The sequence below is a fragment of the Streptomyces sp. CNZ287 genome (assembly GCF_007827615.1).
Window position 1 is genome coordinate 25208 of record NZ_VISV01000031.1, and the last position, 26587, is coordinate 51794.

The 26587-nt window shown below is 71.5% G+C and carries 28 protein-coding genes and 1 tRNA gene; 1 reads left to right on the forward strand and 28 read right to left on the reverse strand.

The window, feature by feature from the left end; genetic code table 11:
• From FB457_RS33880 to FB457_RS33895, 4 genes are read right to left on the reverse strand one after another with little or no spacing between them, the layout of a single operon-like run.
• Complete coding sequence (locus FB457_RS33880; protein WP_145784466.1) at positions 1-2709, reverse strand: ATP-binding protein; 2709 nt, start codon at positions 2707-2709, stop codon at positions 1-3.
• Positions 2709-3227, reverse strand: coding sequence for a hypothetical protein (locus FB457_RS33885; RefSeq protein WP_145784468.1), 519 nt, complete (start codon positions 3225-3227; stop codon positions 2709-2711). The genes FB457_RS33880 and FB457_RS33885 overlap by 1 nt, the downstream gene beginning before the upstream one ends.
• Positions 3224-3520, reverse strand: coding sequence for a hypothetical protein (locus FB457_RS33890; protein ID WP_145784470.1), 297 nt, complete (start codon positions 3518-3520; stop codon positions 3224-3226). Before FB457_RS33890 ends, FB457_RS33885 begins: the two co-directional genes overlap by 4 nt.
• On the reverse strand, positions 3517-4509 hold the full coding sequence (locus FB457_RS33895; RefSeq protein ID WP_145784472.1) for a conjugal transfer protein: 993 nt from the start codon (positions 4507-4509) through the stop codon (positions 3517-3519). The genes FB457_RS33890 and FB457_RS33895 overlap by 4 nt, the downstream gene beginning before the upstream one ends.
• 553 nt (positions 4510-5062) lie before the next feature.
• Between FB457_RS33895 and FB457_RS33900 the strand changes: the two genes are divergently transcribed.
• Positions 5063-5314 carry a hypothetical protein gene (locus tag FB457_RS33900; protein WP_145784474.1) on the forward strand — a complete coding sequence of 84 codons (252 nt, stop codon included), beginning with the start codon at positions 5063-5065 and terminating at the stop codon, positions 5312-5314.
• Positions 5315-5406: 92 nt separating this feature from the next.
• On the opposite strand, the gene FB457_RS33905 is transcribed toward FB457_RS33900, so the two are convergent.
• The 24 genes from FB457_RS33905 to FB457_RS34015 form a co-directional block, all read right to left on the reverse strand.
• Positions 5407-5916, reverse strand: coding sequence for a single-stranded DNA-binding protein (locus tag FB457_RS33905; RefSeq protein WP_186462094.1), 510 nt, complete (start codon positions 5914-5916; stop codon positions 5407-5409).
• Entirely contained in the window at positions 5913-6080 is a 168-nt protein-coding gene (locus FB457_RS35575; protein WP_186462095.1) for a hypothetical protein, read from the reverse strand. Before FB457_RS35575 ends, FB457_RS33905 begins: the two co-directional genes overlap by 4 nt.
• Positions 6081-6266: 186 nt before the next feature.
• Positions 6267-6956 (reverse strand): hypothetical protein, encoded by a 690-nt coding sequence (locus tag FB457_RS33910; RefSeq protein WP_486589246.1) that lies wholly within the window; start codon positions 6954-6956, stop codon positions 6267-6269.
• Between the two features lie 223 nt (positions 6957-7179).
• Positions 7180-7518, reverse strand: a complete 339-nt coding sequence (locus FB457_RS33915) for a hypothetical protein (RefSeq protein WP_486589247.1) — start codon at positions 7516-7518, stop codon at positions 7180-7182.
• Positions 7519-7597: 79 nt separating this feature from the next.
• The gene (locus tag FB457_RS33920) at positions 7598-8674 is read right to left on the reverse strand and encodes an adenine nucleotide alpha hydrolase family protein (protein ID WP_145784480.1); all 1077 of its coding nucleotides are present in this window, start codon (positions 8672-8674) and stop codon (positions 7598-7600) included.
• Entirely contained in the window at positions 8671-9573 is a 903-nt protein-coding gene (locus tag FB457_RS33925) for a GP88 family protein (protein WP_145784482.1), read from the reverse strand. The genes FB457_RS33920 and FB457_RS33925 overlap by 4 nt, the downstream gene beginning before the upstream one ends.
• A 145-nt stretch (positions 9574-9718) precedes the next feature.
• Positions 9719-10630 carry a Mom family adenine methylcarbamoylation protein gene (locus tag FB457_RS33930; RefSeq protein WP_145784484.1) on the reverse strand — a complete coding sequence of 304 codons (912 nt, stop codon included), beginning with the start codon at positions 10628-10630 and terminating at the stop codon, positions 9719-9721.
• Positions 10627-11904, reverse strand: coding sequence for a hypothetical protein (locus FB457_RS33935; protein WP_186462096.1), 1278 nt, complete (start codon positions 11902-11904; stop codon positions 10627-10629). The genes FB457_RS33930 and FB457_RS33935 overlap by 4 nt, the downstream gene beginning before the upstream one ends.
• A 173-nt stretch (positions 11905-12077) precedes the next feature.
• Complete coding sequence (locus FB457_RS33940; RefSeq protein ID WP_145784486.1) at positions 12078-13055, reverse strand: N-6 DNA methylase; 978 nt, start codon at positions 13053-13055, stop codon at positions 12078-12080.
• 232 nt (positions 13056-13287) lie between these two features.
• The gene (locus FB457_RS33945) at positions 13288-13638 is read right to left on the reverse strand and encodes a hypothetical protein (protein ID WP_145784487.1); all 351 of its coding nucleotides are present in this window, start codon (positions 13636-13638) and stop codon (positions 13288-13290) included.
• Positions 13639-13873: 235 nt separating this feature from the next.
• The gene (locus tag FB457_RS33950) at positions 13874-14638 is read right to left on the reverse strand and encodes a hypothetical protein (protein ID WP_145784488.1); all 765 of its coding nucleotides are present in this window, start codon (positions 14636-14638) and stop codon (positions 13874-13876) included.
• Positions 14639-14668: 30 nt separating this feature from the next.
• Complete coding sequence (locus FB457_RS33955) at positions 14669-14995, reverse strand: hypothetical protein (RefSeq protein WP_145784489.1); 327 nt, start codon at positions 14993-14995, stop codon at positions 14669-14671.
• Complete coding sequence (locus tag FB457_RS33960) at positions 14992-15678, reverse strand: hypothetical protein (RefSeq protein WP_145784491.1); 687 nt, start codon at positions 15676-15678, stop codon at positions 14992-14994. The genes FB457_RS33955 and FB457_RS33960 overlap by 4 nt, the downstream gene beginning before the upstream one ends.
• Positions 15679-15730: 52 nt before the next feature.
• The gene (locus FB457_RS33965; RefSeq protein ID WP_145784492.1) at positions 15731-16159 is read right to left on the reverse strand and encodes a hypothetical protein; all 429 of its coding nucleotides are present in this window, start codon (positions 16157-16159) and stop codon (positions 15731-15733) included.
• 223 nt (positions 16160-16382) lie between these two features.
• Positions 16383-18002, reverse strand: a complete 1620-nt coding sequence (locus tag FB457_RS33970) for a ParB/RepB/Spo0J family partition protein (protein ID WP_145784493.1) — start codon at positions 18000-18002, stop codon at positions 16383-16385.
• A gap of 91 nt (positions 18003-18093) precedes the next feature.
• Positions 18094-18168 (reverse strand) — tRNA-Ile (locus FB457_RS33975).
• 429 nt (positions 18169-18597) lie between these two features.
• Positions 18598-18879 (reverse strand): hypothetical protein, encoded by a 282-nt coding sequence (locus tag FB457_RS33980; protein WP_145784495.1) that lies wholly within the window; start codon positions 18877-18879, stop codon positions 18598-18600.
• Between the two features lie 233 nt (positions 18880-19112).
• Positions 19113-21422 (reverse strand): hypothetical protein, encoded by a 2310-nt coding sequence (locus FB457_RS33985; RefSeq protein ID WP_145784497.1) that lies wholly within the window; start codon positions 21420-21422, stop codon positions 19113-19115.
• Positions 21423-21614: 192 nt separating this feature from the next.
• Positions 21615-22040: a hypothetical protein gene (locus FB457_RS33990; protein ID WP_145784498.1), complete on the reverse strand. Its 426-nt coding sequence runs from the start codon at positions 22038-22040 to the stop codon at positions 21615-21617.
• A gap of 186 nt (positions 22041-22226) precedes the next feature.
• Positions 22227-22673, reverse strand: coding sequence for a hypothetical protein (locus FB457_RS33995; protein ID WP_145784500.1), 447 nt, complete (start codon positions 22671-22673; stop codon positions 22227-22229).
• 280 nt (positions 22674-22953) lie between these two features.
• Complete coding sequence (locus FB457_RS34000; protein WP_145784502.1) at positions 22954-24114, reverse strand: DUF932 domain-containing protein; 1161 nt, start codon at positions 24112-24114, stop codon at positions 22954-22956.
• 121 nt (positions 24115-24235) lie between these two features.
• Complete coding sequence (locus FB457_RS34005) at positions 24236-24763, reverse strand: hypothetical protein (RefSeq protein ID WP_145784504.1); 528 nt, start codon at positions 24761-24763, stop codon at positions 24236-24238.
• Between the two features lie 73 nt (positions 24764-24836).
• Positions 24837-25244, reverse strand: coding sequence for a hypothetical protein (locus FB457_RS34010; protein ID WP_145784506.1), 408 nt, complete (start codon positions 25242-25244; stop codon positions 24837-24839).
• A gap of 159 nt (positions 25245-25403) precedes the next feature.
• Complete coding sequence (locus FB457_RS34015; RefSeq protein WP_145784508.1) at positions 25404-25775, reverse strand: hypothetical protein; 372 nt, start codon at positions 25773-25775, stop codon at positions 25404-25406.
• Positions 25776-26587 lie beyond the last annotated feature (812 nt).

Here is a 26587-nt window from a genome sequence, read left to right on the forward strand (position 1 = left end):
TCACCCCCGCGCCCGCGCCCGCGACGTGGAGGTGCGCGGCGTGCCGGCCGTCTTGTCCAGCTCCACCGGACCTGGCCCCTCCTGCCCGTCCGCATCCGGCGTCCCGGCGCCACCGGCCGCAGGAGCGGCGGCGGTCTCGCCCGGGGTGGTGAAGATGCCCTCCTGGATCCGCGCGACCGGCGGCACCAGCGCCTTGACCCGGCCGATCTGGGTACGCGGATCACGCAGCAGCATCTCGCCCAGCCGGTCGGCCTTCCCGACCGGCGACAGCCCGGTGGTCACCAGCCGGATCAGGTCCTCGTCGTCCGTGGGCAGCCCGAGGAACTCCAGCCCGCGGGCGGCCAGCGTGGGGTCGGTGGTACGCAGCAGCGCCTTGTACGCCAGCAGCGCGCGGACCGTGGTGTCGCCGAGTTCTTCGGCGTCGTGGCTGCCCAGGATCACGCCGGCGCCGTGCTTGCGGCCGTCGTGGACGACCTCGTGGACCAGGGCCAGGCCCTCAGCCGAGGACGTCAGCCAGTAGCACTCATCGAGGGCGATCGCGCAGAACCGCTCCGGGTTCTGGAAGGCGACCTGCCGGGCGATGGCGGCGATCAGGTACAGCACCGCGCGGCCGATCAGGGCCTCCAGCGGCTGGTGCCGCAGCATCTCCGGGTTGCCGAACGCCTCGCGCGGCGGAAGCGTCAGCCCGGCGGTGGTCACCACCACGAAGTCGGAGCTGAGGTCTCCCTCCAGCGACACCGGCGGCAGCGCGTCGTCGAACACCATCGCCGCGAGCGGGTTGTCCGCGACGATCCGCAGCAGATCCCCCATGGTCGCGGCCTCGTCGGCGCGGGTGGTGCCGGATCCGTCAGCCATCGTCGCCAGCTCGGCGAGCACCGCGGCCATCGACGGCCGGGGGCCGGCGGCCACGAGCTTGACCGCGCGGTTGAGGACCGCGCCGGCCGCGGACATCGGCCCGACGCCCAACTGCAGCGTCAGGTACGACAGGGCGTAGTGAGCGCCGACGACCGGATCGAACACCCGCAGCGGGTCGATGCTCAGCTCGGCGCGGGCAGCGTCGATGACCTGGCAGTCGCCGGCCGCCGCGGTGGAAGCGAACCGCGCCCACTCCCTGATCGGGGTGCGGTCGATGACGATCGCGCGGCCGCCGCGGTCCACCACGGCCGCGGTGAGCATCTTCTGCACCACGCTCTTGCCGGCGCCGAGCTCGCCGATCACCCCCATCGACGCCGAGGCGTGCTGCTTCGGCGCGTTCGCCAGATTCACCAGCACCGGCCGGACCGTGCCCGCATCCAGGCTGATCCCCAGCATCGCCCCGGTGGGATCGCCGACGGTCGTGGTGGTGAATGCGCCGGACATCGCCCAGTCCTCGGAGAGCTGATGCTGGCGCCACTCCCGTACGCTCAGCGGCGGTGCCGTGCCCGGCAGCCCGAGGGTGAACAACTGCTCCTGGGCGCCGACCGGCCGCACCGCCCGGTAGTCCATCCCCGACAGCCACGCGGCCAGGGTGCGGGCCCGCTCCTCACAGATCCGCTCCGTGGGCCCCCACACGGTCAGCACCGTCGTCGACTGCACCTCGACCTCGACCGAGGACCGCGACAGCCGGGCGCCCAGCTCCCCCAGCTCGCCGGCGGCGTCGTGCAGCGACTCCGGCAGCCCGGTGGTGTGCGCGCCGTACTGTTCGGCTTGGTCGACCAGCTCGCGCTTCTTGCGACGCACCTGGGCCTGCGCGGTGTCGGCCGGCACCAACTGCATGTCGATGACGACGTCGACGGCGAACGGCAGCGCCTCCAACTGCGCCAGCACATCCGCAGCCGTGGCCGGCACCGCCGCCGGGATCTCCGCCAGCACCAACTGCGCCTGGTAGCCGGTGCCCGCTTCGCACTCCACCTGCAGCCAGCGCCGCATCAGCGGAGAAGGCGCCTTGCGCCGCCACCACAGGCCCCGGCCGCCCTGCCCCCCGGGCGGAACCTCATCCCGGTCGGCGCCCTCGTCAACTTCACCGGCGCCCGCCGCGGCCTGCCCGCCCTCGGCGAGGCGCACCGTACCCAGATCCGCGTACGACGTGGACACCAACTGCCCGCCGGCCAGGCGGGAGCCGCGCTGCACGGAACGCTCGGCCCGCAGCAGCAGCGGCTCCTCCAGCCCGCGGTGTACCGCGTGCTGATGCATCCACACGATCTCCGCCGGCGTGGCCGCCCGCAGCGGCAACGACCCCAGCCCGGCCGCCAACTGCTGGGCCCGCTTGCGGTACGCGGCGACCTCCGAACCGCGCACCGGCGCCGGCGGCATGCCCAGCAGCGTGGACAGCTCGGCCCACGTGGAGTGGAGCGCCGCGGAGACATCCGCCCTCCGCCCCGGCGAGGCCAGCGGGACCGCCAGCCACATGGTGCGCTGGTGCATCTCCACCCCGGTGAACATGTCCAACTGGGCGTGCGCCGTCTGCGCCCAGCGCGGGCAGCCGGCCAGGTTCACCCCGTCGACCTGGCGGGCCACGACCTCCCCGGGATCGATCTGCGCGCACAGCGAGAAGACCCGCGGCGTGCCGGTCAGGGAGCGCACCAGCGACGTCGTGCGGGCCAGCACCTCCTCCCGCTCCCGCACCGAGACGTAGCGGCCGCCGACCGGCTCCAGCCGCCAGATCGCCCACACCGTGCCGGAGACCGACCACACCAGGTTGTCGACGATGTGCCGCATCGCCACCCGCATCACCGACCACCCCCGCCGACGAGCAACTGCTGCAACGCCGTCGGCCGGGGCACCGAAACCGGCTGCCCCGCCCCTTCGCCGCGGGGACGCCGCCCGGCACCGCCGCCGGCGCGCGCCCCGCCAGCGGCGTGCGGCGCGGCAGTGTGCTCCACCACCAGCCCTCCGAGCATCAGCCGCGGCCGCCGGTCCTTCGCCGCCCGCCCCGCGATCCGGCCCCCCGGAGGCCGCAGCAGATACACCGCCGCCCCCAGCACCGCGGCGCCCGGGCTGCGCCCACCGATACGTGCACTGCGCACCGCCCAGATCGCCGCCGCCCAGACCGCCACCGGGATCGGACCGAAGATCCGCCACCACTCGAACGTCTTGACCAAAACGAACAGCCCGCCGCCAGCGACCACCAACTGCGCCGGGGTGTAGGGGCCCAGCGGCAGCGTCCAGTCGCCGAGCTTGCCCAGCACCCAAGGGTGGCGCCGCGCGCGGGTGTAGGAGCGGCCGATGCGCATCCGCGGCTCGCTCACGCCAGCTCACCGCCCCCGCCGGACTTCGGCTGCACGATCCCGGCACCGTTGGGGTTGTTGATCTCGTCCTTGAACATGTCGGCGAGATCGTCACGGGACTCGTAGATGCCCAGGCACAGGGCCAGCCCCAGCAGGGCGCCGATGCCCGCCTTCATCGAGAACTTCTGAATGATCTTCACGACGACGATGAGGACCAGGGCCGCCAGCAACGCCTTCGGCGCCCAGCCCGTGAACATCGACAGCAGCCCGTCGCCGAGATCCTTGAGCTGCCCGGCCAGCACCACATCCCTCACCGCGCACCTCCCGGAAGCACCGCGGTGCCCGCAGCGTCGGTGCCGGCCGCGGTGGTCTGCGGCCCGGCCTCCAAGGCGGCGATCTCCCAGCGCCCGTCCCGGGCCGACAGCGCCAGGTGATACGTCAGCGGCCACTGCCCGGCTTCGTCGACGGCGAGGACCTGCACCTCCACCCGCGCCCGGGTGCCATCCGCCGGGACCTGACCCGCGGCCGCCGCGTCACCGTCCGCCGCGATCGACTCGACCGTCGCCTCCTGGTACGGGCGAGCACCCACCGCCGAAAGCCGCGTGCCCGGCGCCAGGTACCGCTCCACCTCACCCAGCCCCGTCAGGTACGCCCCGAGGAACTCCTCGACACTGGCCGCGGCCGGCGACGAAGCCGGGACTGCCTCCCCGTACGGACCCTCGGGCACCTCCACCGCGCGCGGGCCCGCGACCTCGGCCGGCGCCGCCGCGACGCTCACCGCCCCGCTACCGGCCTCACCCGCACGCCCGCCGGCGACCAGCGGCACCTGGAAGTAACGGAGCCCAGCCCCGTGTGCCTGCACGGCCACGGTCACCGACCACCAGCCGCTGCGCAGCGCCACACTGCGCACCGCGGCAACCCGCTCGATTTCCGGCTGCGCAACGCTCACGGTCGGCAACTGCACATCCGGCGCCATCGCGGCCACCGCTTCCGCGTGCGCAGCCGCACCTTCCTCGCCACTGCGCAGCCACAGCGCGACGAACACCTCGGCGTAGCCCGCAGGATCCACCGGACGCGCAGCCGGCGCCGCCCGCTCGGGAACCGCCACCGTGGCCGGAGCCGAAGGGGCTCCCAGCGACAGCAGCAGCGCCACCGGACCCGCGGCGAGTGCGGTCCACGTGGCCGCGCGCAGCAGCACCACACGGCGCCGCGCGGCCGTCAGCCGCCGCGGCTCGGCGGCCGGAGAATCAGAGGGCTCATCGGCCGCCTGGCGGCGGCCGCGTCCCCGGGACAGCGTGGTCATCACAGCTCCCATCAGGCAATTCGCGGACATCGATCACCTGAGGAAACCCCCGCACCGTCACCGGATTCGTTGCCACCGTCACCCCGTTGACATCACGAAACCGCTACGACCAGCGGTGGTAACAACGCCGAGCACCGTGGTAATAACGCTGCGCCGCTCCTCACCACGGGCCCACAGCACCTCCAGCACGCGCTCACCACGCCCGGCCGGCGCGCGGCTGCCGAAGCAACGCAGCCCGCGGCGACCGGGCGCGGCACCCGCGGTGCGCACCGGACAACTGCGCACCACCTGACCCAAGGAACGGGCGGCCGCGCACTGCTGCGCACCCGAGCCCGGGCTGCGCACTCCCACACCACTGCGCACCGCCCGGACGCGCGTACGCAACGGGCTGTGCGCACCCGTGCTGTGAGCGGATCGTGATCGACGCGCAGGCACCACGGTGACGATTCCGGTCATGAGCGTCCGCTGGGATAGCAGCCGCGAACCCGTCCCCGGCGACTGTTCTCGACCCTCGGCGCCGCGGGACGCCCACTGCTCCGAAGGAGGCGTCACCATGCCGCACGCAGCCGACCGTCAGCCCGAGCCCGCTGGCCGGGGCTTCTCCTGCGAGCTGGTCGCGAGCCTGACCCCGGGCGAGGGGCGGGTCATCGCCGAACTCGGCGCCGTTCTCGCCCACGCCCGCGACGCCGCCATCCACACCGCCCTGGGATCGGCACCGTCAACGGACGCCGTCGAGACCCTGCTCGGACAGATCGAGGTCGAGCTTGACCGCCTGCGTGGCCGCCTCAGCCGGATCCAGGACTGACCGCCGCCCTGCAGCCGGCCGCGGCCCTTGAACACCCGCCGGCCACCGTGCCCGCCCTGCCGGTCCGGCCGACGGGCAGGCACGATGACGGACTACGCGACGTGGAAGTTGGCGGGGTCGGCGAGGTATTTTCGGGCGGCGAGCAGGAACACGTTGTCCTGCCGGGGGCCCTCGGCAGGGGCCTGCTCCTCGGCATCCGGCCGCGCTGCGGCGGCAGCCGCATCCGGCTCCTCGACGGGGCCGCGCGCTGGGTGCTCGGCGGGCCAGGCCGCCTCGGTGTAGGCGATGCGGTCGGTCAGGCTGATCCCGACGTCGACGGCCTCGATGTTCGCCACCGGCTCACCGTGCAGCTTCATCGCGCACAGCTCACCGGTGACGAGCACGCGAACGCCGTCGACGAGACACTCCGTCACGTGTTCGGCCAGGGCCCGCCACGTGGTGCAGATCAGCTCCCCCGACTCGATGTCGCACCACCGGCCGAGCGCCTCGTCGAAGACGGGGTCGCAGCGCAGCCGGAAGCGGGCGACGGCATCACCATCGGGCGTGTACCTCAGCTCGGGGTCGCCGTGCACGGTGCCGGTGAACAGGTTCAGTTCACTCACGTCGAGTTCTCCTTCTCGCCCTTGTCGTTGTCGCTCTGGGCCGTGGTCGCGGGCGGCGAGTTCGTCGCCGATGCCGGGCGTCGGCCGGTGGTCTCCTTGAGGTCCGCGCGCGATCGCCACGTGCGCTTGGCGGCCGCCGCGCCGCCCGCGACCGGGCACTGCATCAACGTTGGTGTCGCCGCCGGGGCCGCATGGCCGGTCCGCGGCGGCGGCAACGCCACCGCCGCGGGGAGGGGGTGGTAGTCCCTCCATGCCGGCCATCGGGCGGACATCCGGCCTGCCAGGGCATCAACAACCCGGACCGGAGCCGCGTTTGTGCCAGACCGCGGGTGAAGCAGCCTGGGGTTGTGTTACGTGTGTCTGCGCTGGGCGTCCTGCTCAAGCACCCGGCGGCGCTTCCAGCGGCGTCGCGGCCGGCCGCTGGGATCGTGCTGGAACTCGTCGGCCTCCTGGAGCAGCGGGAGGTTGCCTTGCGAGAGGGAGCTGGAGAACGAGTTGAGGCTCTTGTATCCAAGCAGGGCCGCGGTCTGAGTTGCGTTGAGCAATTCGTCCGGGTCCCCGTCCCGGGCCACCGCCGGCAGTGGGTTCGCGGACCGGGCGGAGCCCGTGCGCTTGCCCTTGCCCGGTCGTTCGGTCAGCCACGCGGCGATGGTCCGTCGTCGCCAGCGCAGCCGCCGCCGGGGGTTCTCCTGGGTCCCCAGCAGGTCGACCTCGTCGGGCTCCGGGAAGTAGCCGGGGTGCTCTCTCAGGTAGGTGGTGATCTGGTTGGGGTTCTTGTAGCCCAGCAGCCGGGCCACCTGACTGGCGTTGAGCAGCTCGTCCGGATCACCGTCGGCGACCGCCGTGCCCAGCTGCTGCAGTCGGCGTCCGGGGATCTCACGCTCGGCAAACCAGGCAGCGACCCGATCGCGGTGCCAGTACTGCGTTCGGCCGCGCCGCTCCGCCGCCGTCGGGAAGCCGGTGGCGGAGCGTTGGGTGTGCAGGCGGTTGACCGTTTTGGTGCTCAGCCCGAACTCCTCACCGATCTGGCGAGCGTTCACAAGCTGAGCGCGGGCGGGCATGGCTACCTCAACATGAGCGGGGTGAGAGGGCCGACCCTCGACCCTCGAAGGCTCATAATGGCAGAAGGAGGCGCGTGGGGTCCAGAACCCTGCCAGGTTTCGAAGTGATTGCTACTCGGGGCCGTACGGTGTCCACGACAGCAAGCTCACCAGGCCGCCGACGGTCGTCATGCGCTGCACCGGGAGCACGCCGCGGTGAGCCTCAGCTCTCGGGGAGCAGGCACACCCCGCGGCGGGCGGCGTCCTCGGCGAGGTCGTCGAAGGCCAGCGCCGCCGGCGTCTGCGCCCACCGGGCGAACGCCAGCAGGTTCACCGCCTCGCCGCTCGTGTCGTCCGCACCGCGCGGCACGCCCTGCCGCCGGCAGGCCGCCGCCAGATCGTCGCGGCCCTCGTAGCGGTGGGCAACGTCGTGACGCGTCTCGGCCAGGCCCTGGTGGTAGAGCAGGTGTCCCTCCCGCAGCAGCCGGTACAGCTCGCCGCCGTCTTCTGTGCGTTTGGCTAGAGCCGCAAGCTCCAGCAGCCGTTCCGTGACAGGTGTCATGGCTTCCATCATCGCGCATCCGTTCTCTACAGCGTCAGTGTCGTCAATCCGCCTCCGTGCCCGCCCAACCAGGTACGGCTCACATGCAGCCGTCGCACTGCGTACAGGAAAGGGCAGCGTCGCGGGAGCGGTCCACCGGTTTGCGCGGCGGCAGCACGAGCGCGGCCCGCACCTGTCGGACCAGAGCGTCAAAGGCCGGTGAGTCGTCGGCGCATACCAGCCCTGGATCCGGGGCGTCGCCCCGCTCGACCTGGTGGATCAGGTCGTGCAAGCGCAGGCGCGGAGTGAAGGTGTCCCCACGGACTGCCTCCACCTCCGCATACAGGGCCGCCAGCCGGGGCCGACGGCCAACCGACAGCAGCAGGTCGCGACGAGAGGCGAACACGCAGAAGCTGCACGAGCAGCGGGAGGTGCCTGCCCAGTCCCCGGCGCCGGGATACGAGTCGTACGTCCAGTGCCGGGCGATCGGATACGACTCGCACCACTCCTTGACCGCCGGAGTCGACCACTCCAGCGCCGGCAGCCACTCATCCACGCGCCGGGCACGGTTGTCCACGACGGTGCGGAAGACGGGCAGCAAGCTGCGCGAGCGGCTCTCATCCCGCCGCATCCCCATGATCTTGAGGATCCGGTACGGCCGACCCAGCTCCCGGCTGCGGTCGGTCACCGTCGGCGTCCACACCGCCGAGATCACCGAGTCCTTGGCCGACTTGGTGCAATACCGACTACCGCCGCGCGGGAACCGGCCGTAGGCGGCCATCTCGGTCAGCAGCCAGTGGGGCGTGCGCTGCCCGTCCGCCCCCCGCTTGGTGCGGGTGGCCTCGACGTGCAACCCCTCCGGCACGCCGAAGAAGGCGCTCTGCGCGGCAGCCAGTTCGGCCGCGCCCAGCCACCGCCGCCCGTCGAAGGAAACCGTAGGCCAATCCAGCAGCCCCAGCGAGGCGTGATACGTACGCACGCGATGCACCAAGCCAGCCGAGCGGGCGGCACCCATCAGCAGCCACAGCATCAGCGCGCTGTCCTTGCCGCCGGAGAGCTGCGGCGCGAGCTCATCGTAGAAGCTCAGGTCTGGCACAGGGCCGGACGGTGCCGGCGGCGCGCTCATCTCGGCGGGGCTGGGCTTCGGGTAGGTGCCGTCGAGCTGGTTGGCGATCACAGGGATTCCTCCTTGGGGGTGGCTTCTGCCGGGTCGGGTTCGTGCACGGCAGCGTTCGCCCGGTCGGCTGCCTGGCGCCTTCGAGCGCGTGTCGCCGCACGTTGGCCGGCACGGCGGGCCTGGAGCTCGCCGAGGGTGCCGCCGTTCAGGCGAGCCTTGAGGTGCGCGATGTTGTTCGCCGCCATGCCCACCCGGTTGCTGGGCCCCATCACGGCCAGCAGGTCGGAGTCGGCCTGGTCGTAGTAGCCGGCCGCGCTGATCTGGGAGGAGTGCGCGAAGACCTCGGCATGCCGGTCGGTCTCCCTGTTGATCAGCGCATCGTGCTTGCCGCCGGTGCTGTAGATCCACCGGAACCGGTGGGCCGGTGGTGGATCCGGCTCCACCAGGCGGCGAAAGCGCCGGACTTCCTTGGTGTAGGCGTAGAAGACGATGTGCTCGGGCGTGTTGCGGATGATTCGCAGCCACGCCTTGAGGTAGGCGTCGCTGAAGAAATCCCCGGCGTCGTGGATGCGGACGAACACCCGCGGACGGTCCCTGCGCACGGCGTAGCGCCGGGAGCGCCGCAGCTCACGAGTCATCAGCTCTTCGAAACGGTCGAGGTGGTCGACCACCAGAGCCAGGTTGCGGGTGTGGGCGGCCAGCACCGGCCGCCAACGGTAGGTGCCGGCCAGGGCGTAGCAGACCTCGTCGCAGGCGTCGGCGGAGGGACAGGTGACGATCCGCCGTCCGTCGGGAAGCCGTGCTTCTAGTGCGGGCAGGGACCAGGTGTAGATGCCGTGCCGAGCCAGGTCGGCGTTTCCCGCACTGAGCAGGAACTTGCGCCGCCGAGGTCCGGATACGTTCTGGTCCGAGGGCGTGTCATCGAACGACGGCAGGGGGAGCTGCTCGGAGGCAGGCATGGGCTCGGCTCCTTCCGGTCTGGAGCGCTGGAGAGGGGCGCGGGCCCGGGGCTGCTGCCCTGGGCCCGCGGCCGGGCTCGGTCGTTGGGTCGCGCAGTGATCGCGGCCGTAGGCCGGGCAGGGAACTGCCGGAGCAGGTGACCGGCTACACGGCGTGGCCGCCGCGGATGACGGCTGGCGCGCCGAGGCCGCCGTGGTGACGCTTGGGGTACGGGCACGGCGTCAGGTCGATCACGACCCGGGTGCGGTTCGGGCCGATGGCGCAGGCGTAGCGGTAGTTGCCGCCGTGGCGGAGCACGCTGGCGCCGATGGCGTCGAGGACCGCGGCCAGCCACCGGCCGCCCGGTTCGCCATGGCTGCGGGGCCATGCGCCGGGGAAGGCCAGCAGCCGCCGCTCCACGCCGCGGCCGCCCGGTTCCCCAGCGCGAACCTTGCTGATCGCCCGGTCGGTGAGCACCGTGGCGTCCGGCAGCAGCACCACGCTTCGGGCGCTGGTACGGCCGAAGCACTTCATCCCGGACGCCTGGTACGTCGTGCCCGTGTGGCCCGGGAAGACCACATGGGTCGCCTCGCCGGTGCGACGCAGCCGCGGGTGCGGATCGCTGTGCGCCACCACTCCCCGCACCCCCGCCCGCGCGGCGAGCCGGAACGATCGGCGCACCAGGAAGGACTCGGCGTTGTCCAGTACCTCGTCCAATACCAGCAGCCGCGACAGCTCAAGCGACTCGGCGTACGGCTCCAGCCGCGGGAACGGCCTGGTCAGCACCCGCGGGTGCATGGGTACACCGAGTACCAGCACACCGACCAACTGTTCCTCCGGCCAGCGCGGGCGGGTGCCGTCGAGCAGGCCGAAGCTCAACCGCGCGGCCGGCCAGGACCTGCTGTAGTGCCTCTCCTGGATGAAGCGGCGCGCGAGCGGGTGCGGGATGGGCCGCACCAGGTAGCGGCGCTGCTCGAAGCCGCCGTCGCGCCGCCGGCGCCAGCCGTGCGGGTGCTCGAAGTGGCAACGACAGCCCACGGCTTCGGTGAGGGCGAGTTGCTCTGGGGTGGCCGTCACCGGTCCTCCTCCATTTCGGCGGAGGTCTCCGGCGCGAGCGTTTCGTCCAGCCGCGGGTACGGCTGCCGTATCAGCAGATGCGCGGCCCACTCGGCCGCGAACCGGTCCTGCTCCTTGTCCTGCACTACGGCGGGCGTGCTGACTTCGAACTCCTCGCCCGTCGGCAGCACCGGCCCGCGCTCGCGCACCCAGGCGCGCGCCGATCCGTACACCGGGTCGACCTCCAGGCGCAGCCGCCGGCGGTTGGCGACGTCCTCGACGATCCGCCGCATCTGCGCCCGCCCGCCGGTGTCCTGCCGGCGCACCGACCGCAGCGCCGGTGCGCGCCTGGTCGGGTTCTTCTCGCTGACCGGCAGGAGGCGCCGCACCCGGTAGACCGCCCAGTCGCGATCGGCCAGCTCGGCGGCGAAGGCCTCCAGCACCGGCCGGTCGGCGGCCGCGGCCGGGTCGAAGAGCTGGAGCAGGCTGCGATCGCCGAACAGCCGGGCGCGCGGGTTGAGCCGCGTCGCGGTGTACTCCAGCCGCAGCACCCGCCCGGCGATTTCCGGGTAGGCGCGCATCCGCTGCAGGTGCGCCGGGAGGGCACCCATGGATACGGGGAAGCAGCAGAAGAAGCAGTACGAGGGCCTCCACTCGATCCTGAACCGGTCGCGCAGAAAGGCCACGCACTGGTCGTTGTCCCACCCCCACTCGATCAGCGGGAAGGCGGGCAGCCGCCGCGGATTGCGGCTGTGTCGGCGATCGCTTGCTGCGCGGCGTTCCTCGTCCGCGTGGAAGCCCATCACCTGCCGGAACGGGGTATCGGGCAGGGACTGCTGGATCCACCGGTCGCCGACCTCGGCCTTGGCGCGCAGCGAGCACAGCCGCGGCCCGCCTTGCTGGGGCACGGTGCCGTTGAGCTCCAGCTCGTCCCAGAGCGTCCAGCCGCCGCGGGTGATGAGCCGCTGCGGGTCGCGGGAGTCGTCCAGGACCTCGATGCCGTCGCGCATCAGCTGACCGGCCCGCGCCACCTGCACCAGGCGCATTTGGTGGCGGCGCAGCTCGGGAAGCAGGTGCTGCTCGCAGTCGGCGACGGTGTCGGGCCACTCGCTGCCGACGGCCATGTGCAGCACCACGGTGCGGGCGGGGTCGACGCCGTGAGCGGCCGGGTCGGTGAGGATGCGCGCCAGGTAGGCGCTGGAGTGCCGCCCCAGGCCCCAGTTGATGACCAGCTCTACCGGCTCCTCGGCGGAGCCCGAGCGCCCGCCGGGGGCCGAATCTGAGCGTGCGGACACGACAAGCCTCCTTACAAAGGCGAAAGTTGATCAAGGGGTGGGGTGGTGCGCGCGCACCGGGCGGGGCGGATAAGCCGCCCCGCGGGCGCCGGGCTCGGGCTCTGCGCCCGGGCGTAGGACTCAGTGGACTCAGTCCATCGACAACACTCATAATAGTGGGAAATCGTTCCTGGTCAATCCCCCTCTGGCTTCTCCCGGATTCCCGGCGGGTCCAACGGAGCCAGGGCGCGCTGTATCCGCGCCACCGGCAGTGCGGCGCCTACCACGCGGGCGTGATGCGCGAGGATCTCCCGCCGGTCGGCGTCGGCCCGTTCCCACCCGTCCGGCGTGGTGAGGATGTCGCCGCAGTACACCAGCACCCGCGGACCCAGGTCCCACACGATTGCGTTGACGGCGCAGCACGCGGCGGCCGCCTCGTCGACGTCCTGCATGAACCAGCCGATCTCGCTGGGGCTGCGGCCCGCCTCGCGCAGCACCTCGGCAACGGCGCGGAACATCCCGCCGGTGCCGGCGGTCGGCTCGGCGAGCCAACTCCCCGGCTTCAGTTGCTCGGGAGACACCAGGGCCAAGCGGGCCACCAACTCGGCCATTTCGGCTGGCGTGTGCTCCTCGGCCAAGTACCGCTTGGTGCCTTCGCTGCGCAGCATCATCAGCAGCCGGCCGAGAAGGTCGGCGCGCGAACGTTCCAGCGGGTCGGGCGAGCCGGTCAGGTCCAGCAGACCGGTGCCGAGCGCCTCGGCGGCGACGTCGTGGACCGCCTGGAGGCGGTGCGGGTCGGGCGTGGCGTTCCGCAGCCAGATGTGCAGCGGGGCGGCCCACTCGACAAGCTCGGGCCGGCTCAGCCACCGCACCGACCAGATCCTCTCCAGGGTTCGCCACAACTGGTCAGGCGTCAGGGCCAGCAGCGCCGCGGCGGGATCAGGGCGGCCGGCAGGCGCGGCGAGCTGGGCGAGCGCTGCGACCACGCCCAGCGGCACTTCTAGGGCGGTGCCGCCGCGGCTGCGGTGCCACGCTCGGGCCGCTGCCTCGGCGACCCGGGCCGCGGTCGCCTCCGGCTCCCGGCCACGCAGAGCCGGTCGCCGCGGTCGAAGGGAGGCGTCGCGCTCGGGCTGGTCGGTGATCTGGTCGGAGAACAGGTCAAGCTGGGTCATGGCAGGACTCCAGGAGACAGGGGGCACAGCGGCCTGCTGCACGCGGGCGCGGCGGCAGGGCGCCGTGGCGGTGACGGGACGGTCCGGGGTGGAGGCTTCGAAGCGTCGTCGGGGCCGGTCTGGCCTCGCACGGGCGGCGGAACGCCTTTCCAGTAGCGGCGTTCTGGCCGACCTCCTGGGGGAGGGGGCGCCCGCCGGGCCGCGTTGGGGACCCGGCGGGGCGAGAGGGGTTTCAGCGCAGCCGCAGGCACACCAGCGGGATGCCGGGCATGCTGTACTGCTTCACGTCGGGCGGAACGTTGATCCTGCGGCTGCGGGCGAGCAGGAGTTGTGCGGTGGATTCCTCGTCGAACTTCACGGTCGCGAACTTGCCCTGGATGCTCTCGACGGTGCCGCTTGTGCCCTTGAGCGCGGCGGGACTGATGTTGACCACTGTGACTTCGGCGCCGACAGTGATTACGGCAGCTGCCTGCGCAGCCAGTGCCTGGGTCCGCTGCTTCATGACCTCCCTGATTCTCTGCACGTCGGGTTCGCTGGCGTTGGCGGCAATCCACGCGGTGATCTCGGAGAGGGTGAGGCTCATCGGCGGTGTCCTTCCTGCGTGCGGCTCACTGAGGGGCGCCCATGCCCGGGCGGTGTAGATGGGGGGTGCCGTGGTCGACGGGCAGAGTGCTGTCGCGCCGCTGTTGATATGACCATAATAGTGGAATACTCCTTGAGGAGAACCCCCCTGTTGACCTGCATAAACGCCCCGTGAGTCGTAGCCGCAGACGGCCTACTTCCGGCGTCCTCGGACGATGCAGCCTGAGCCGTGACGGTCAGCGTTCGCTTGTGGATGCGCTCGCCGGGTCAGCGCGGGGGCGTGGCTCAGGGTGCGTCAGCCGCTCCCAGGTGGCGATGGCGGCGGTGACCGCGGCCGCCACCGCCTCCGGTGGCAGATTCCGGAACTCTGCGGTGACGTGCGGGGCGGTGCCCAAAGAGCCGGCCTGGACGTGGATGGCCGGGTGCAGCTCGCTGCGACCGCTGGGCGAGCCGTGCGGCTCACCGGCCCACGACAGGTGCAGCGTCGGCCGGCGGCCACCGATGTCGCGGACCAGCCGCGGGTCCGAGACGGCCGGGTGTGCGGCCGCGATCAGCTCGGCGGCGGCGCGGCGGCGGTCGCGGGCCGTGCGGGCTTCGGCGACCGCCACCCGGTAGGCCTCGTGGCCGGAGGCCAGCACCGGCAGCACTCGGGTGCGGATCTGCGAGGCGATCCGTGCCGGAGCACGGAGCTTGGCCAACTGCATGGAGGTGTCGCCGTAGGAGATGTCGGCGCTGTACAGGTCGTCCGGCCCGAGATCGGCGGGGCGGTCGGGCTGCAGACCGTGGGCGGTGATGCGCGGTTCGCTGCGGTGCGGCTCGATGTCCAGACGCAGGCGCAGGCCGGTGCCGTGCTCGGTGAGGACCTGGGCGTGCTCGGAGAAGCCCCAGCCGGAGGAGTCCAGGTCTCGGCGGCTGCTCCAGCCGTCGCCGAGCTCGTCGGCGACGGCTGCGGCGACGGTGAAGAAGTCCTGAGGTGTGGGCAGTTCGGCAGGTGTGGACACGAGGGTCTCCAATCGGGTCGGCAGTACTGGTCAGCCCAGGTACAGATCCAGGCAGGCAGGGTGTTTGGGGTGTCGGGTGATGCGGTTCTCGTCGCGGTCGTCGTGGGCGGCGTAGACGAGCACCAGGCGGGCCAGGGCGGCGCGCTCGCCGTGTGTGCTGGGAAGCGGCAGGAGGAGCTTCATGCCGCCGGTCGAGTGGTCGTCGACGTAGGCGCCGTCCTCGCGGCCGTCGCGGTTCAGGCCCAGCACGCGCGGCATGCGCGGATACAGGCGCTCGCACCGGCGCCGGATCTCGTCGAACAACTCGTCGGCATCCCAGGTCTCGTCGTCCCTGATGGCGCGGGCCCGGCCGGTCACTGCCGTACCTGCCCGACGTCCGGGGTCGGCAGGCCGCAGTGCCGGGCCCAGGACTCGGCGGCGTCGACGAGCGTGCAGAAGCCGTCCGGCCAGACGGGGTGCTCATCGTCGACGTGCGCGTAGACGTACGTCACGGCCTCCGGACCGGTGCCGTGGTGGGTGACCAGCAGGCCGTGCAACTGCGGGTGGCCGGGCACGCGCACGTCGTGCTTGCCGAGCGCCTCCAGCCCGTCGCTGAACACGCTGCGGTGCGTCAGCTCAACGCGGGGCCGTACGTCCGGTTCCGGGATCTGGGCGCGCACCCCGCACCGCATGAGGGTCACGTCGGTGCACCCGGCCGCCGCAAGCGCGTCGTAGACCCGGCTCCGGGCGGCGACCCAGTGGCCCTCGACTACCGCACCGGCACGGGTCGGCCGGCAGTCGTGCACGCGGGCCTTCCGGCGCCCATGGGCAGGGGTGGCGGTGAAGACCTGGACCAGGACGCGCCCGATGAACTGATCGTGCATGACGTGGATGCCGAAGCCGCTGGCGGGGATGTCGGCTGGCTGGGGCAGGATCCCCACATCCGTAAGGGGGTGCAGGATCTTGCGGCCGGTGCTGACATACCAGGACTCGGCGCCGGGCCGGTACCGGCGGTCTGCGGCTTGCCCGCTGCTGCTGGCTCTGGTGGTGTGGCTGTTCATCGGTGGTCTCCAAGTCGTCGGGAAGCCCTGTCTTCGGGCAGGCGGGGCGGGGTCAGTACCAGTGGCCGTGATGGTTGCGGCGGCGCACGTACATCTCGGCGTCGTCGATCGCGCCGTTGCGGAAGCGGACCAGGGCGGCGAAGCGGAACGTCTCCAGCACGACGGCGCCGGGAATGACGCCGGTCGCCGACTGGATCGACAGTTCGGCTCCGGCGGTGAGGCCCAGGAAGTCGGCGGCGGTCACCTTGGCGGTGGTGTAGAACCACCAGCCGAACCCGAAGCCGCCGGCCTGCTTGTCGCTGGCGCGCGGAGGCGGCGGCATGGGCTCGAACTCATCGCCGGGCCGGTAATCGAAGCGGTCGTCGAGTGCGAGCATGGTCAGATCGGCGGTGGGGCTGAAGAGGTGGCCGCGGTCGAAGGCGGCCGGTACGGCCGAGACCGGGTAGGTGGTCAGGTCGACGTCGGGTATCACGTCGTCCAAGCTGGGCTGGCTGGGCACAGGCGAACTCCGGCGTGTGTGGCGGCGGTCAGGTGAGGTCGTCGGGACGGGCGAGCACGCGCCAAGTGCGCCCGCCCAGAGGCGCATACGCGGTCTACGTGCCCGGATGAACGCGGGCGCCGGTCGGCCTTCCTCGCAGGCACGCGCGCTCGATCCAGCGGCCCCCCGGGGCCCGGGGTGGCGGGCCCCGAGGGGGCGTGCGCGGTCAGGACAGCGGTTCGGCGTCGGGGTTGTCGGCGTCCGGGTCGTAGGTCTCCCCGGCGGCGGTGGCAGCCTCGATCGGGCTCAGCTCGTAGCCCATGGCCTTCAGGTGCGTCAGCCACCACGCGGCAGCCGCGCGGGCCGGGTGGCGGTCGTGCCCGTTGTCGGTCCGCCAGGTGCTGCGCGGCAGGTACAGCTCATGCGCGGCGGCGACTACGGCGAAGGCGTGCGCGGGGTTGCGCTTGGCCGCGCTGTCTGCGCGCTCGGCCAGCCGCGCGTATGAGGCGCCCTCGCTGACGCCGAGCAGCTCGGCGAGCAACTGCCTGGTCTTCGCGCCTGCGAGTTTGCTGACGATCACGTCGCTGGCGGACAGCAGCGCGTGCGCGGTGGCCCGGGTGAACTGCTCGTTCTGGGCCTTGGTGTGGCTGGCCCGTCCGCACACCTCGGCCAGCCACGCCCTGCGCACCTCCTCGGCGGCGTCCCAGTCCTTGTTGCCCTCGATGACCTTCCTGCGCTGTGCGGTGCTGGGCTTGGGCGCCTCCGAGTTCGGCAGGCGGTGGCCGTAGAACCGCGCGTTGGCGCAGTAGCGCTCGTAGCGATCGGCGCCGTCCTGCAGCGCCCACACGTCGCCCTGGCAGGTGGCGTGCTTGTCGGCGGTGGCGATGTCGATCAGACGGCTGACCGGCTCGGCCCGCTCGGCGATCTCACCGAAGGGCCGGATCCGGGCACCCGCCTCCTCCAGCTCCGCGCGGTGCTTTTCCGCGCTGCGCTGGTACTCGACTGTCATGAGCGCGCGCTTGATCTCGTAGCGCCACATCTGGCGCGGGTCGGCCTGCATCCGCTCGGCGATCGACGCGGCGGCCTCGGGGTCGGCCTTCTCCAGCTCAGCGAGATCGGCGAGCTCGTCCAGGCTGAGCAGGTACGCGGCGGCGGGATCGCTGGTGGCCTTCTGGACGGACGCGGCGCCTGCGGTCTTGGCGGCCTCCCGGGTCTTCTTCTGGGTCCACCCGGCGGCGGCGGCCATGCGCTTGATGTCGGCGCCGTGCTGCGAGGCCCGGAAGAGGGCGGCGGCCACGGCGGACTCCGGCAGCTTGGCCCGGTGCTCCGCCGTGGTGATCATGTCGAGGTCGCGGCTGGCCTCGTCGCGCTCGTCGTAGGCGTAGGGCACGTGAGTCAGGCCCTCGGCGACGGCAGCGGCGAGACGGCGGGCGCCGTCGTCCACCTCAAGGCCGTTGTCCGTGCGCTTGATCAGCACGGGGACGAGCACGCCCTCGGTGCGGATGCTGGTCCGGAACTCGTCGGTGAGTTCCAGATCCGGGCGCACGTTGCCGGGGTTGGCGATGAGGGCATCGGTGCGGATGACGGGCCGGTAGGTCACCGGCACGTCGGGCAGGTCCAGCGCGGAGGCGGCGGCCAGACGCGCCTTGCCGTCCAGGATCCTGACACCGGCACCGTCCAGTGTGGTGACGTACAGCGGGTCGGTGATGCCGTGCTCCTTGATGGTGGTGGTGAGTTCCGGGTCTGCCTCGCCGATGGTGTTGTGGGCAAGGAGTTCCGTGACGGCGAGCCGGTCCCACTCGGGCACCGTCCGGGAAGTCGACTTGGCGGGGGACGTGGCGGGCATCGGCGTAGCCCCTTTCGCGATCAGAGGTGGTGGCTGCGGCGCCTCACGGGCGCGGCAGTGTCGGGCAAGCGAGTGGATGAGCTGCGGAAGGTGGTGCCTGCGGCGCGATTCGAACGCGCGACCAACCCCTTATAAGAGGGCCGCTCTGCCGCTGAGCTACGCAGGCCGGGTTCGGTAACACTCATAATAGTGGCATATCTCAAGCGGTGAACCCCCCTGTGACCTGTATGAATTGGTCTCAAAGGGGGGAGGGCTGCTGCGCTGCCCGGCATCTCGCCGGTGCGTGCCCGAGGGAGGGCGCCCGTACGAGCCCGGAGCGCCTGGCGGCGCAGCCCGGCCTACTCATCCCGCCAAACGCCCAGGATGTAACGGACGTCGGTGACGGCCCTGTCCGTCTCGCACCCCTACGTGCGCATGAGCACGGCGCCGGCGCCGTCCGGCCCGTCAGTCCTGCGCGACTCGGCCCAGCGGGATGGTGATGGTGAGCATGGCGGATCCTCTTCCACGGTGATCAGGGCGAGCGCGCGGTCAAGCTCCGGTGAGGTAAGGGCGCGACCGGGGGCGGGTGAGCCAGATGCGGCGTGCGGCGCCCGTCTCACCCGTTCGTGCGCCACAGCGGATAGCCGGAACGGATCTCCACGGTCCAGCCCTGCCCAAGCCACACAGGCGTGTAGGCGTCTCCGCAGTGCCCGGTGACCATCGCCGCCACGGCACGGGTGAACGTGAAGCTGTCCGCCTTGGCGGCATCGGTGACGACGGCGCACGGATCGACTGCCTGCGTCGTCTCCGTTTCTCCGCGACTGCGGTCCGGATAGTTGTAGCCGTACACCTCCCCGTCGGTGTTGATGGTGTGGAACATCCACGTGCAGTCGGTCATGGCGCCCTCCGCCCGTCTGGGTGCCGGCCAATGCTCCCGGCACCCAGGCGGGGTGTTTCGGCTGTTCGGGGTCGGTCAATCTCGATGAGTCCATAATAGTGGAACATTGGGAGTGGTCAATCCCCCCGCCGGACACTGCCGTATGCGCCTCAGCGGCCACGCGCTGAATCGGCGCCATCGGCAGGCGGCGCCTATACCGCCAGGATGAGCGGCGTGCGAGTACGCGCCATGGGTCAGTCCCCCTCGTCGATGCCGACCAGGGCGCCGAGCGGCGCTGCGGCACCCTCGTGGGTCTCGCTGTTCATCACGTACAGCACGTCGGCGATGGTGGGGTGGATCTCGCCGCCGCGTGGGCCGGTGCGGCCGTCCGCCCATCGGGCGCGGGACTGGGCCGACTGCACGCGGTACCGGCCGCGGACCGTGACCCACAGCAGGCGGAAGTCCCATATGCCGCGGTCGGTCGTGCCCGTGATCCGCACCTCGATGCCCGATGCCCGCTCATCGCCCAGGGTGTGCCGGGCCAGCCGCCAGCCGTTGCGGGCGGCGGCCTGCCACAGCCGCCCGACCGACGCGGGCACCGCGTGGACCGGCCGCCACACCCCACCCGGGGTGGTGGGCGGCTCCACGATCCGCGCGGCCTGCTCGCGAGCTGTCAGCCGCTCCTCACGCGCCTTGCGCTGCCGCTCAGCCTCGACGGCGCGGGCGTGCGCTTCGTCTTGTCGCCGCTGCCGCTCGGCCTCCTCCTGGGCGTGCTGCTGCTCCTGGCGGACCCGGTCGGCCGCCGCCTCCTCCGGGCCGGCGGGCGACAGCCGCTCGGCGTGCGCGCGTTCGAGCCGGTTGCAGGCGTCTCGCAGAAGGAACACCCCGGCCGGGGTGTACGAGGCGATGGTGGCCACGTAAGGCCGGTCCTTGCTGTCGGGATTGGGAGCCACCCAGACCGCATCACCGCGGTGGTAGGCCTCCCGACCGTCCGGGGCGCACCCTTGGGCGTCGGCCACGGTCCGCACCCGGGCGTCGACCGCCGCCTCCTCGGCGTCCTCGTGCGGTTCGCCCGCGGCAATGGCCGCGGCGTACGCGACGTCGTACGCCGCACGCCCGATCCGGCCGCGCTCCTCCTGCTCCTCCTCGATCTGCTGGCGCACCTGGGCGTGTGCGCGGTCGCGCACGTCCAGTCCGTGCCGGATCAGCAGCAGCCGCCGGACGTCCTCCGCGGCCGGGCACACCATCCGCCACCGCTCAAGCTCAGCCAGGTTCTTCGCCATGTCCAGCGACATGCCGCCCCAGTCGGTGCCGCACAGCAGCGACCACACCGATTGGGCATACGAGTGCGCATCGCGCGGGCGGTGGTGCGGCCCCGGCTCGGCCGCGGCCACGCCCCGCGCGGCGAACTCGGCGAGCTGATCCGTGCGTAGCAGCAACACGGCGTCGTTGGCGTCGATGGCGCGCTGCCGCAGGATCGGCGCAGCGTCTATGCCCAGAACGCACAGCGCGTGGTCGGTGTCATCGCGCAGCCGAAGGGAGGCGGTCACCTCCGTTCCGGTGCTGTGCCCGCGCTCCGCCTGCCAGGCATCCCAGCCCTGGTGGTAGCTCATGCCGGGGCGAGCGTGGGTGTGCCACCACGCGGCGAACTCCGCATCGGCGTTGTTGATCGTCTGGATCACGTCGTTGGCGAAGGCGCGCACGTCGCCTGTCGGGTGCGCCGCCCGCCACTCTGCCTCCTCTCGCTCCGCCGCGGCTGCAATCGCTGCCACGTACGGATCACACACAGCCGTCGCCTCGGCGTCCAAGGCGCCGCCCTCGATCGCGTCCGCGTGCCCGGCGCAGGCCTGCGCCAACCGACGCACCCGCATGGCCAGCTCGTGCCCGCGCCGCGCGCCTGGCTGCCGACCGTCCTCGACCGCGCTTGCAATGTCACGCGCGGCCCGGCGGGCCGTCCGGTGGGCCAGGGTCGAGCGGCGATCCAGCAGCCGGAAGGCGACCGCGGTCGCCTCCGCGGCTCGCTCCGCCCACTCGGCGTCCTGCCCCGGCGCCATCCCGCGCCGCTGCGCGGTCAGGCGGGCCAGCTCGGCGCGGACGCTGCGCCCGCGCTCGAACGCCTCCGCAGCCGCCTGCGCGTACTCCTCCGCCAGCGCTCGCCACCGGCGGGCGCTACGGCCCAGACAGGTGCGGTCGTCCGCTTCGGCGTCCGGATCGACCATCGACATTGTCCCGCGCGCCACCAGGCCAAGCAGCTCGCGCCACCCGATGCCGGAGGCCTCTTCGACGCCGTCGCGGTACAGGCTTGCGCCCGCCCAGCGGAAGCGGCCGGCGGAGTTCGTGCGCCACAGGCAGCGGAACTTCGCCTCGGCGGTGGCCAGATCGCTCGTGATGACCCGGGCCACCAGCAGCAACTCGACCCAACCCGTGCCGTGCTCGATGCTCGTCGCCCACCCGTCGGCATCGGCCTGGCGGGCCAGGACGTCGAGGTTCCGGGGCGTCTGTGAAGACGGGGCGATCTCGGGGCGCGTGTCGGTCGTGGGCACGGACACCTTTCGAGTGTTCATGGCATGGCTCCTTGATAGACGGAAGGGCAGCAGCGCGGCGCCCGCTCGGGCTGGCACGCCGGTCAGGAGAGGGGCGGGCAGGTGCAACTCAGGCCGACGAGCGACGGCGGCGCCGTGCAACGCACGACGGGCAGATGTCCGCGGCGTCGTCGTCACCACGCCGCAACTCGTGCGCCATGAGGAACTGGTGGCTCATCGTCCACCGCCCAGCCACGCCGCCGCGCACGCGGCGCACATCGGGGTATCCATGCCCTCGGCGACGGGGACCAGTAGGGTTCCCCGTTCCGGACAGGCCGGGGCATCGGGCATCACGCCGCCGCTCCCGCACGGGCTGGCCCCCCGCACGGGGTCGAGGCCGAAGCCGGCGGCAACGGTCCCCGCGGTCGGGCCGGTCTCGTCCCGGAGCTCCAGGACGCGATAGGCGCAGCCGAGGGTGACGCCAGGGTGGTCAACCTCTTCCACGCGGGCTAGCGCCCAGGGCTCGTGAGCCCTGCCGGGAGGCTTGACGGCCTGGTCCGGAGCGGGGGCCAGGGCGGGCGTGGTGTAGGCGCTGCCGGGGATGGTCAGCCACTCCCGGCTTCCGATGAGCAGGCCGTAGGCCCATCCAGTGCGCTGCATGTGCTGCTCCTGTCGTCTCGGGTCGGTCGCTGCGCTGCTCGGGAGATCACGTGACGGAGATTCGGTCGGCGGTCCTGCGGCGGCGCAGGCTGAGGTGTCGGGGCGCCGGGCTTGGCGGTACGGGGGTCGTAGATGACGGCGGGTGCGGCGGGGCCGCGAAGTGCGGCCCCGCCGATGCGCATGCAGCTACACGGGGAATCCGGCTGCGTAGATCACGCCCGGCTCCAGCGCCACGGGCTCCCCGGTCGCGGCGGAGGTTCCGTACGCGGCGCGCACCTCTTGCTCGCTGAGCGGCTGCAGCTTGTGCCCGGCGACGCGCCAACCGCGCACCGTCACGCCGCCGGCGTCGTCGACCGTGCGCACCACCACGCCGCCCCGGCTGCCGCTGAGTGCGCCCATCAGCACGGTGACGACCTCGGCCAGTTCGGCGCTGTCCAGGACACTCGGCGCGACCGGCGGACGGCCGCGGAGCGTGACGCGGGCGCCGACCGCCACCGATGTTTCGGGGCGGCCCTGCTCGACCGGCGCCGCACACACCACATGGTGGTGTCCGGCTCCCGCGCCCTTCAGCAGCGCACGCACGGTGCGGACGCTGAACTCTGCCAGCGCCTCACTTCTCAGCGGACCGGACATGGGTACGTCTCCTTCGGTGCGAGGGGTGCTCGGGAAGTGCAAAGGGGCCGTGCTGCTCGGGAGATAGGCGATGCGGTGGTGAGGGCCGGGGGCCGTGACCGGGAGCGGTCAAGGGGCAGAAGACCGCTCGACCGGCCCGGCCCCCGGCGGCCCCGGCCCGCGCGGACGGCCGCGGGCCGGGGCGGGTCCGGCACCGGAGGGCCGAGGGGTTCCAACTCCGGTGCCGGACCGCCCGGCGGGACGGGGAGGGCCGGTGCGCCCCGCCGGGCGTCTGGTGCGGCTACGCCTTGGCGGCGAGTGCGAGGGCAGGCAGGGCCTGTGCCTCCAAGTCGTGTGCCGCGTCGGCGTCGGCCAGGGTCTGGGCCGTGGAGGTCACGGCCTGCATGACACCCCCGGCGGTGTTCTGGCCGCCCTTGATGAAGTGATCCAGGACGGTGCGCCGCGTCGCCTCGGGGATGCTGAGCTGCTTCGTCACCTGCTCGACGGTCTTCGCCGGATCGCTGATCGGGCGTGCCGCGTCTTCCTCCAGCGAGTGGAGCCTGTCGGTGAGGTAGCTCTCAGACAGGAATGTCTTCACGGCGTCGGCGGTCTTGGACGAGATCACCTCAAGAATCTTCTCCTGGGTGGTGTCCGACCACTTCACTACGCCTTCGTCTTGCTTGCTGCCCAGGTGCACCTCCCGCAGCGCCTTCCCGATCTTCATTCCGTTGCTGCACACCTCGAACTCGGCGTACGGCGTGAGGGCGAACGCCCCGCTTCCGACCTCGCTGTTGGTGATCTTGAATCCGGCGAACACGAGCGGCAACTCCTCGGCGGTCTTGCCGCTGAACGGCGACCGGTAGCCGCGCATTAGCGCGCGCGCCTCGACCGCGACGGCTTCGGACTTCACGCGCACGTACATGCGCCGGTCGGTCAGGTCACAACTGGCGACCTGCACGGGGTGGCCGGAGGCGCGGATGCCGTCCAGCGCGGCCGTCAGGAGGTCCAGGTTGTCGATGCGCTTGTAGCTGCGGGACAGCACCGCGCGCGCCACCCCGGGACCGGGCTGGCCGTCCGGGCCCTGCTCGCCCCGGAAGGCGCGGACGAGGAACGTCTGGGCCGGGTCGTGCTCCAGCCAGCCTTGGACGTTCAGGTCATAGAGCTCCGGCACCCGGGCACGCATCTTGCGCAGGTACGCGACCGGGATGCCGAGCTTGTCGGCGATGCCCTCGTCGGCGACGTGGGTCGGCCGGTAGATGCCGTTGACGTCGGTCACGCCGTCGTTCTCGATCAGGGGGTCAACGCCCCGGATGATCAGGTTGGCGTTCTCGGCGGTGAGCGCGGGAGCGGCGACGACAACGTCGAGCTTGCGGCCCTGCTGGTTCTCCAGGATGGCGACGAGATCGGTGAAGTCCGCGTTGCGGGCGGTCGTGCCGCCTGCCTCGGTGGCCTGCTTGGTCATGGTGCCCCTTCGTGTTGATGTGTTCGGCGTGTCCGGCTACCAACCGGACATCACTCATAATAGTGGAAAGTGAGGGAGTGGGAACCCACCCCCTCACCAGCCACAACGCCCCGGCCGGCCGCTACTCGCCCCGGCGGTGCACCTCGTCCCAGTACGCCATGGGCGTGATGCTCGCGCGGCGCGCCTCGAAGAGTTCCGACCCGCCGGTGATGAGCTTCCGCAGGTCGTACCGCTTGGACACGACACCTGCAGCGTCCACCACTTCGTAGATCCCCACCACGAAGTACCAGCCATGCGCTTCGCGCACGCTGCCGTGATACTCGACCTGCTGACCGATCGTCGGATCGTCGCCCGCCACCTCGACCCGCACCGAACGGCGCAGCTTGCGCAGCGCCTTCGCGATGACCTCCGGCTTGATCGGAGTACCGGTGAGCGCGGGCGCCCCGGTGCCGTTGCGCACCCCCGTGACGAAACCCAGAACGAAGATCAGACGCCCGATCTCCTGCACCCGCTCGGGAAGTGCCCGCGTCCCGAGTCGTCCCCGGGTGTCACGGACGATGTCCCGCCAGGTGACCGCCGCCTGTTCGGCCTCGAACTCGGTGATCTCGTGGGCCGACTGCGTGGCCGCCGGGATGTAGGTTCCCTCCATGATCGTCCTCCCTCTAGATCGATCGGGACCGCCCCGGGGAGTGCCCCCGGGGCGGCTGCTGACGTCGGCGGCGTCAGGCGTCAAACGTGAGATCGGCCTCGATGGGCTCTCCGGTGCGCTTGGCCCACCTCTTCATCCCGTCCACGCGGTGCGGGTGGTAGGGCGCCCAATTCGTCGGCGCCACGCGCAGAAACTCGCGCGCCTCGTGCGTCTCCAGTCGCACAATGGCGTCCAGTACGCGCCCGTACAGCTCGGCGTCGTCGTCGACGTCCGCCACGATGACGCGGAACCTGGTCCGCAGGTCCTTGACCACCTCGGGGTAGCCCAGTGCGGCCAGGTGGCGCTCCGACCGGTACGTGTCGAACGTGAACCGGACCCAGATCGTGCCTTCGAAACGGCTCTCGGCGCTCTCGGCGTCGATCGTCCATCCGGGCTTGTACTTCAGCGCCTTGACAAGCTGTACCGCGCTGCTGGTCTCCATGGTTGGCCCTCCTCGTTGATGCTTCGGCGTGCCCGGCTACCAACCGGACACCACTCATAATAGTGGAAGGTGAGGGGATGGGAACCCACCCCCTCACCTGCGCATTCACCCTCACCCTGCGGCCCTAGAGCCTCCTGGGCGGGGCACTACCGGCTCACCTCACGTACCGGGCGCGAGGAAGCCCCTCGACCGCAGGAATTCGGCGGCGTGGAACGCCACCCCCGCGGGCTGGTAGATCTGGGGGATTCGAAGCTTCTCGATGGCTTCGCGGCCCTTGGCGTCCGGCTCGATCAGTTCATGAACGATACGGAACGGCGCATCGGGCGTGGAGGGGATCTCCAGCACGACCGGGCCAGCAACGGTGTCCAGCCGAATTCCGATGTACTTCGCGTCCTCGTTGCGTACGATCCGCGCTCCCGCTCGCTGGCAGGCGAGAGGCAGGTAGTTCGCGACGGTCCGGGCCAGAATGACGCGCGGCGTATTCGGCGCTGGCTTCGCGCTAACGATTCCGCCGGAAATAAGAATGTCCATCGTATTGCCCCTTCTCGTTGATGCTTTTGGCTTGTCCGGGTACCAACCGGCAACACTCATAATAGTGGAACATGGCTGGGGCCTCAACCCCCGCGACAAATCCCCGAACTACCCCCACCTTTACCCCCGCGACAATACCCGCAACTACCCAAGCCACAGCTTTCCACAGGTAAGTTAAAGCTGCAGGTCACGCCCGAAAAGGGTGCGACGGTAAGCCCTGACGTCCCTCCGTGATGCCTCCTGCCTACCGCCGCCCTAGGTGAGTTGAGATAGGGCGAACGGCGGCGGGCAGGCGGAGCCGCCCCGTCGAGCCGAGAGCGGGCAAGGGCGGCCCTACGGGCGCGCGTACGGCCCGTGAATCCCTCAGCAAGGCAGAGGGATTCACGGTAGGGGAATCGAGTATTCAGGTGGTACCACGCTTTTCGGAGTTTCACATAGGCCGACATGATTGATGCAGCGCCTACGGCGTGTCTCTTTTATTGGGCATGTGAGCGCCAGGCACTCAGATTGCTAGACGCCACGCTGCGACTGCTTCCGGGGCAGAGTTCACCGGAGTTGCTGACTCACAGTCAGGCGAAACGGGACCCCCCTGGTAGTGGCCTAGTTCTCGGGATCTTACATGGTGCATCACTCGCTCGACCTCCGGCCGATCGTTTTTCGGTGGAGCGAAGCGGAGCCGTTGAATTCGCGCGTAGCGCGAATTTCCAAACACGCGGAGCGTGTTTCCCGAGCGGAGCGAGGGAACCGTGATTCGCGAAGCGAATCACGGTCGTTATGGGCTCGCGAAGCGAGCCCATAACCCGCTCCGCGGG

What these genes read in the sequence shown, in the direction of transcription:
- FB457_RS33900 (WP_145784474.1), top strand. Translation starts at nt 5,063, where the DNA reads ATGCCGCACGCAGCCGACCGTCAGCCCGAGCCCGCTGGCCGGGGCTTC.
- FB457_RS33880 (WP_145784466.1), bottom strand. Translation starts at nt 2,709, where the DNA reads ATGCGGGTGGCGATGCGGCACATCGTCGACAACCTGGTGTGGTCGGTC.
- FB457_RS34005 (WP_145784504.1), bottom strand. Translation starts at nt 24,763, where the DNA reads ATGGAGGGAACCTACATCCCGGCGGCCACGCAGTCGGCCCACGAGATC.
- FB457_RS33895 (WP_145784472.1), bottom strand. Translation starts at nt 4,509, where the DNA reads ATGACCACGCTGTCCCGGGGACGCGGCCGCCGCCAGGCGGCCGATGAG.
- FB457_RS33940 (WP_145784486.1), bottom strand. Translation starts at nt 13,055, where the DNA reads ATGACCCAGCTTGACCTGTTCTCCGACCAGATCACCGACCAGCCCGAG.
- FB457_RS33970 (WP_145784493.1), bottom strand. Translation starts at nt 18,002, where the DNA reads ATGCCCGCCACGTCCCCCGCCAAGTCGACTTCCCGGACGGTGCCCGAG.
- FB457_RS34015 (WP_145784508.1), bottom strand. Translation starts at nt 25,775, where the DNA reads ATGGACATTCTTATTTCCGGCGGAATCGTTAGCGCGAAGCCAGCGCCG.
- FB457_RS33960 (WP_145784491.1), bottom strand. Translation starts at nt 15,678, where the DNA reads ATGAACAGCCACACCACCAGAGCCAGCAGCAGCGGGCAAGCCGCAGAC.
- FB457_RS33985 (WP_145784497.1), bottom strand. Translation starts at nt 21,422, where the DNA reads ATGAACACTCGAAAGGTGTCCGTGCCCACGACCGACACGCGCCCCGAG.
- FB457_RS35575 (WP_186462095.1), bottom strand. Translation starts at nt 6,080, where the DNA reads ATGCAGTGCCCGGTCGCGGGCGGCGCGGCGGCCGCCAAGCGCACGTGG.
- FB457_RS33925 (WP_145784482.1), bottom strand. Translation starts at nt 9,573, where the DNA reads ATGCCTGCCTCCGAGCAGCTCCCCCTGCCGTCGTTCGATGACACGCCC.
- FB457_RS34000 (WP_145784502.1), bottom strand. Translation starts at nt 24,114, where the DNA reads ATGACCAAGCAGGCCACCGAGGCAGGCGGCACGACCGCCCGCAACGCG.
- FB457_RS33980 (WP_145784495.1), bottom strand. Translation starts at nt 18,879, where the DNA reads ATGACCGACTGCACGTGGATGTTCCACACCATCAACACCGACGGGGAG.
- FB457_RS34010 (WP_145784506.1), bottom strand. Translation starts at nt 25,244, where the DNA reads ATGGAGACCAGCAGCGCGGTACAGCTTGTCAAGGCGCTGAAGTACAAG.
- FB457_RS33915 (WP_486589247.1), bottom strand. Translation starts at nt 7,518, where the DNA reads ATGACACCTGTCACGGAACGGCTGCTGGAGCTTGCGGCTCTAGCCAAA.
- FB457_RS33945 (WP_145784487.1), bottom strand. Translation starts at nt 13,638, where the DNA reads ATGAGCCTCACCCTCTCCGAGATCACCGCGTGGATTGCCGCCAACGCC.
- FB457_RS33995 (WP_145784500.1), bottom strand. Translation starts at nt 22,673, where the DNA reads ATGTCCGGTCCGCTGAGAAGTGAGGCGCTGGCAGAGTTCAGCGTCCGC.
- FB457_RS33990 (WP_145784498.1), bottom strand. Translation starts at nt 22,040, where the DNA reads ATGCAGCGCACTGGATGGGCCTACGGCCTGCTCATCGGAAGCCGGGAG.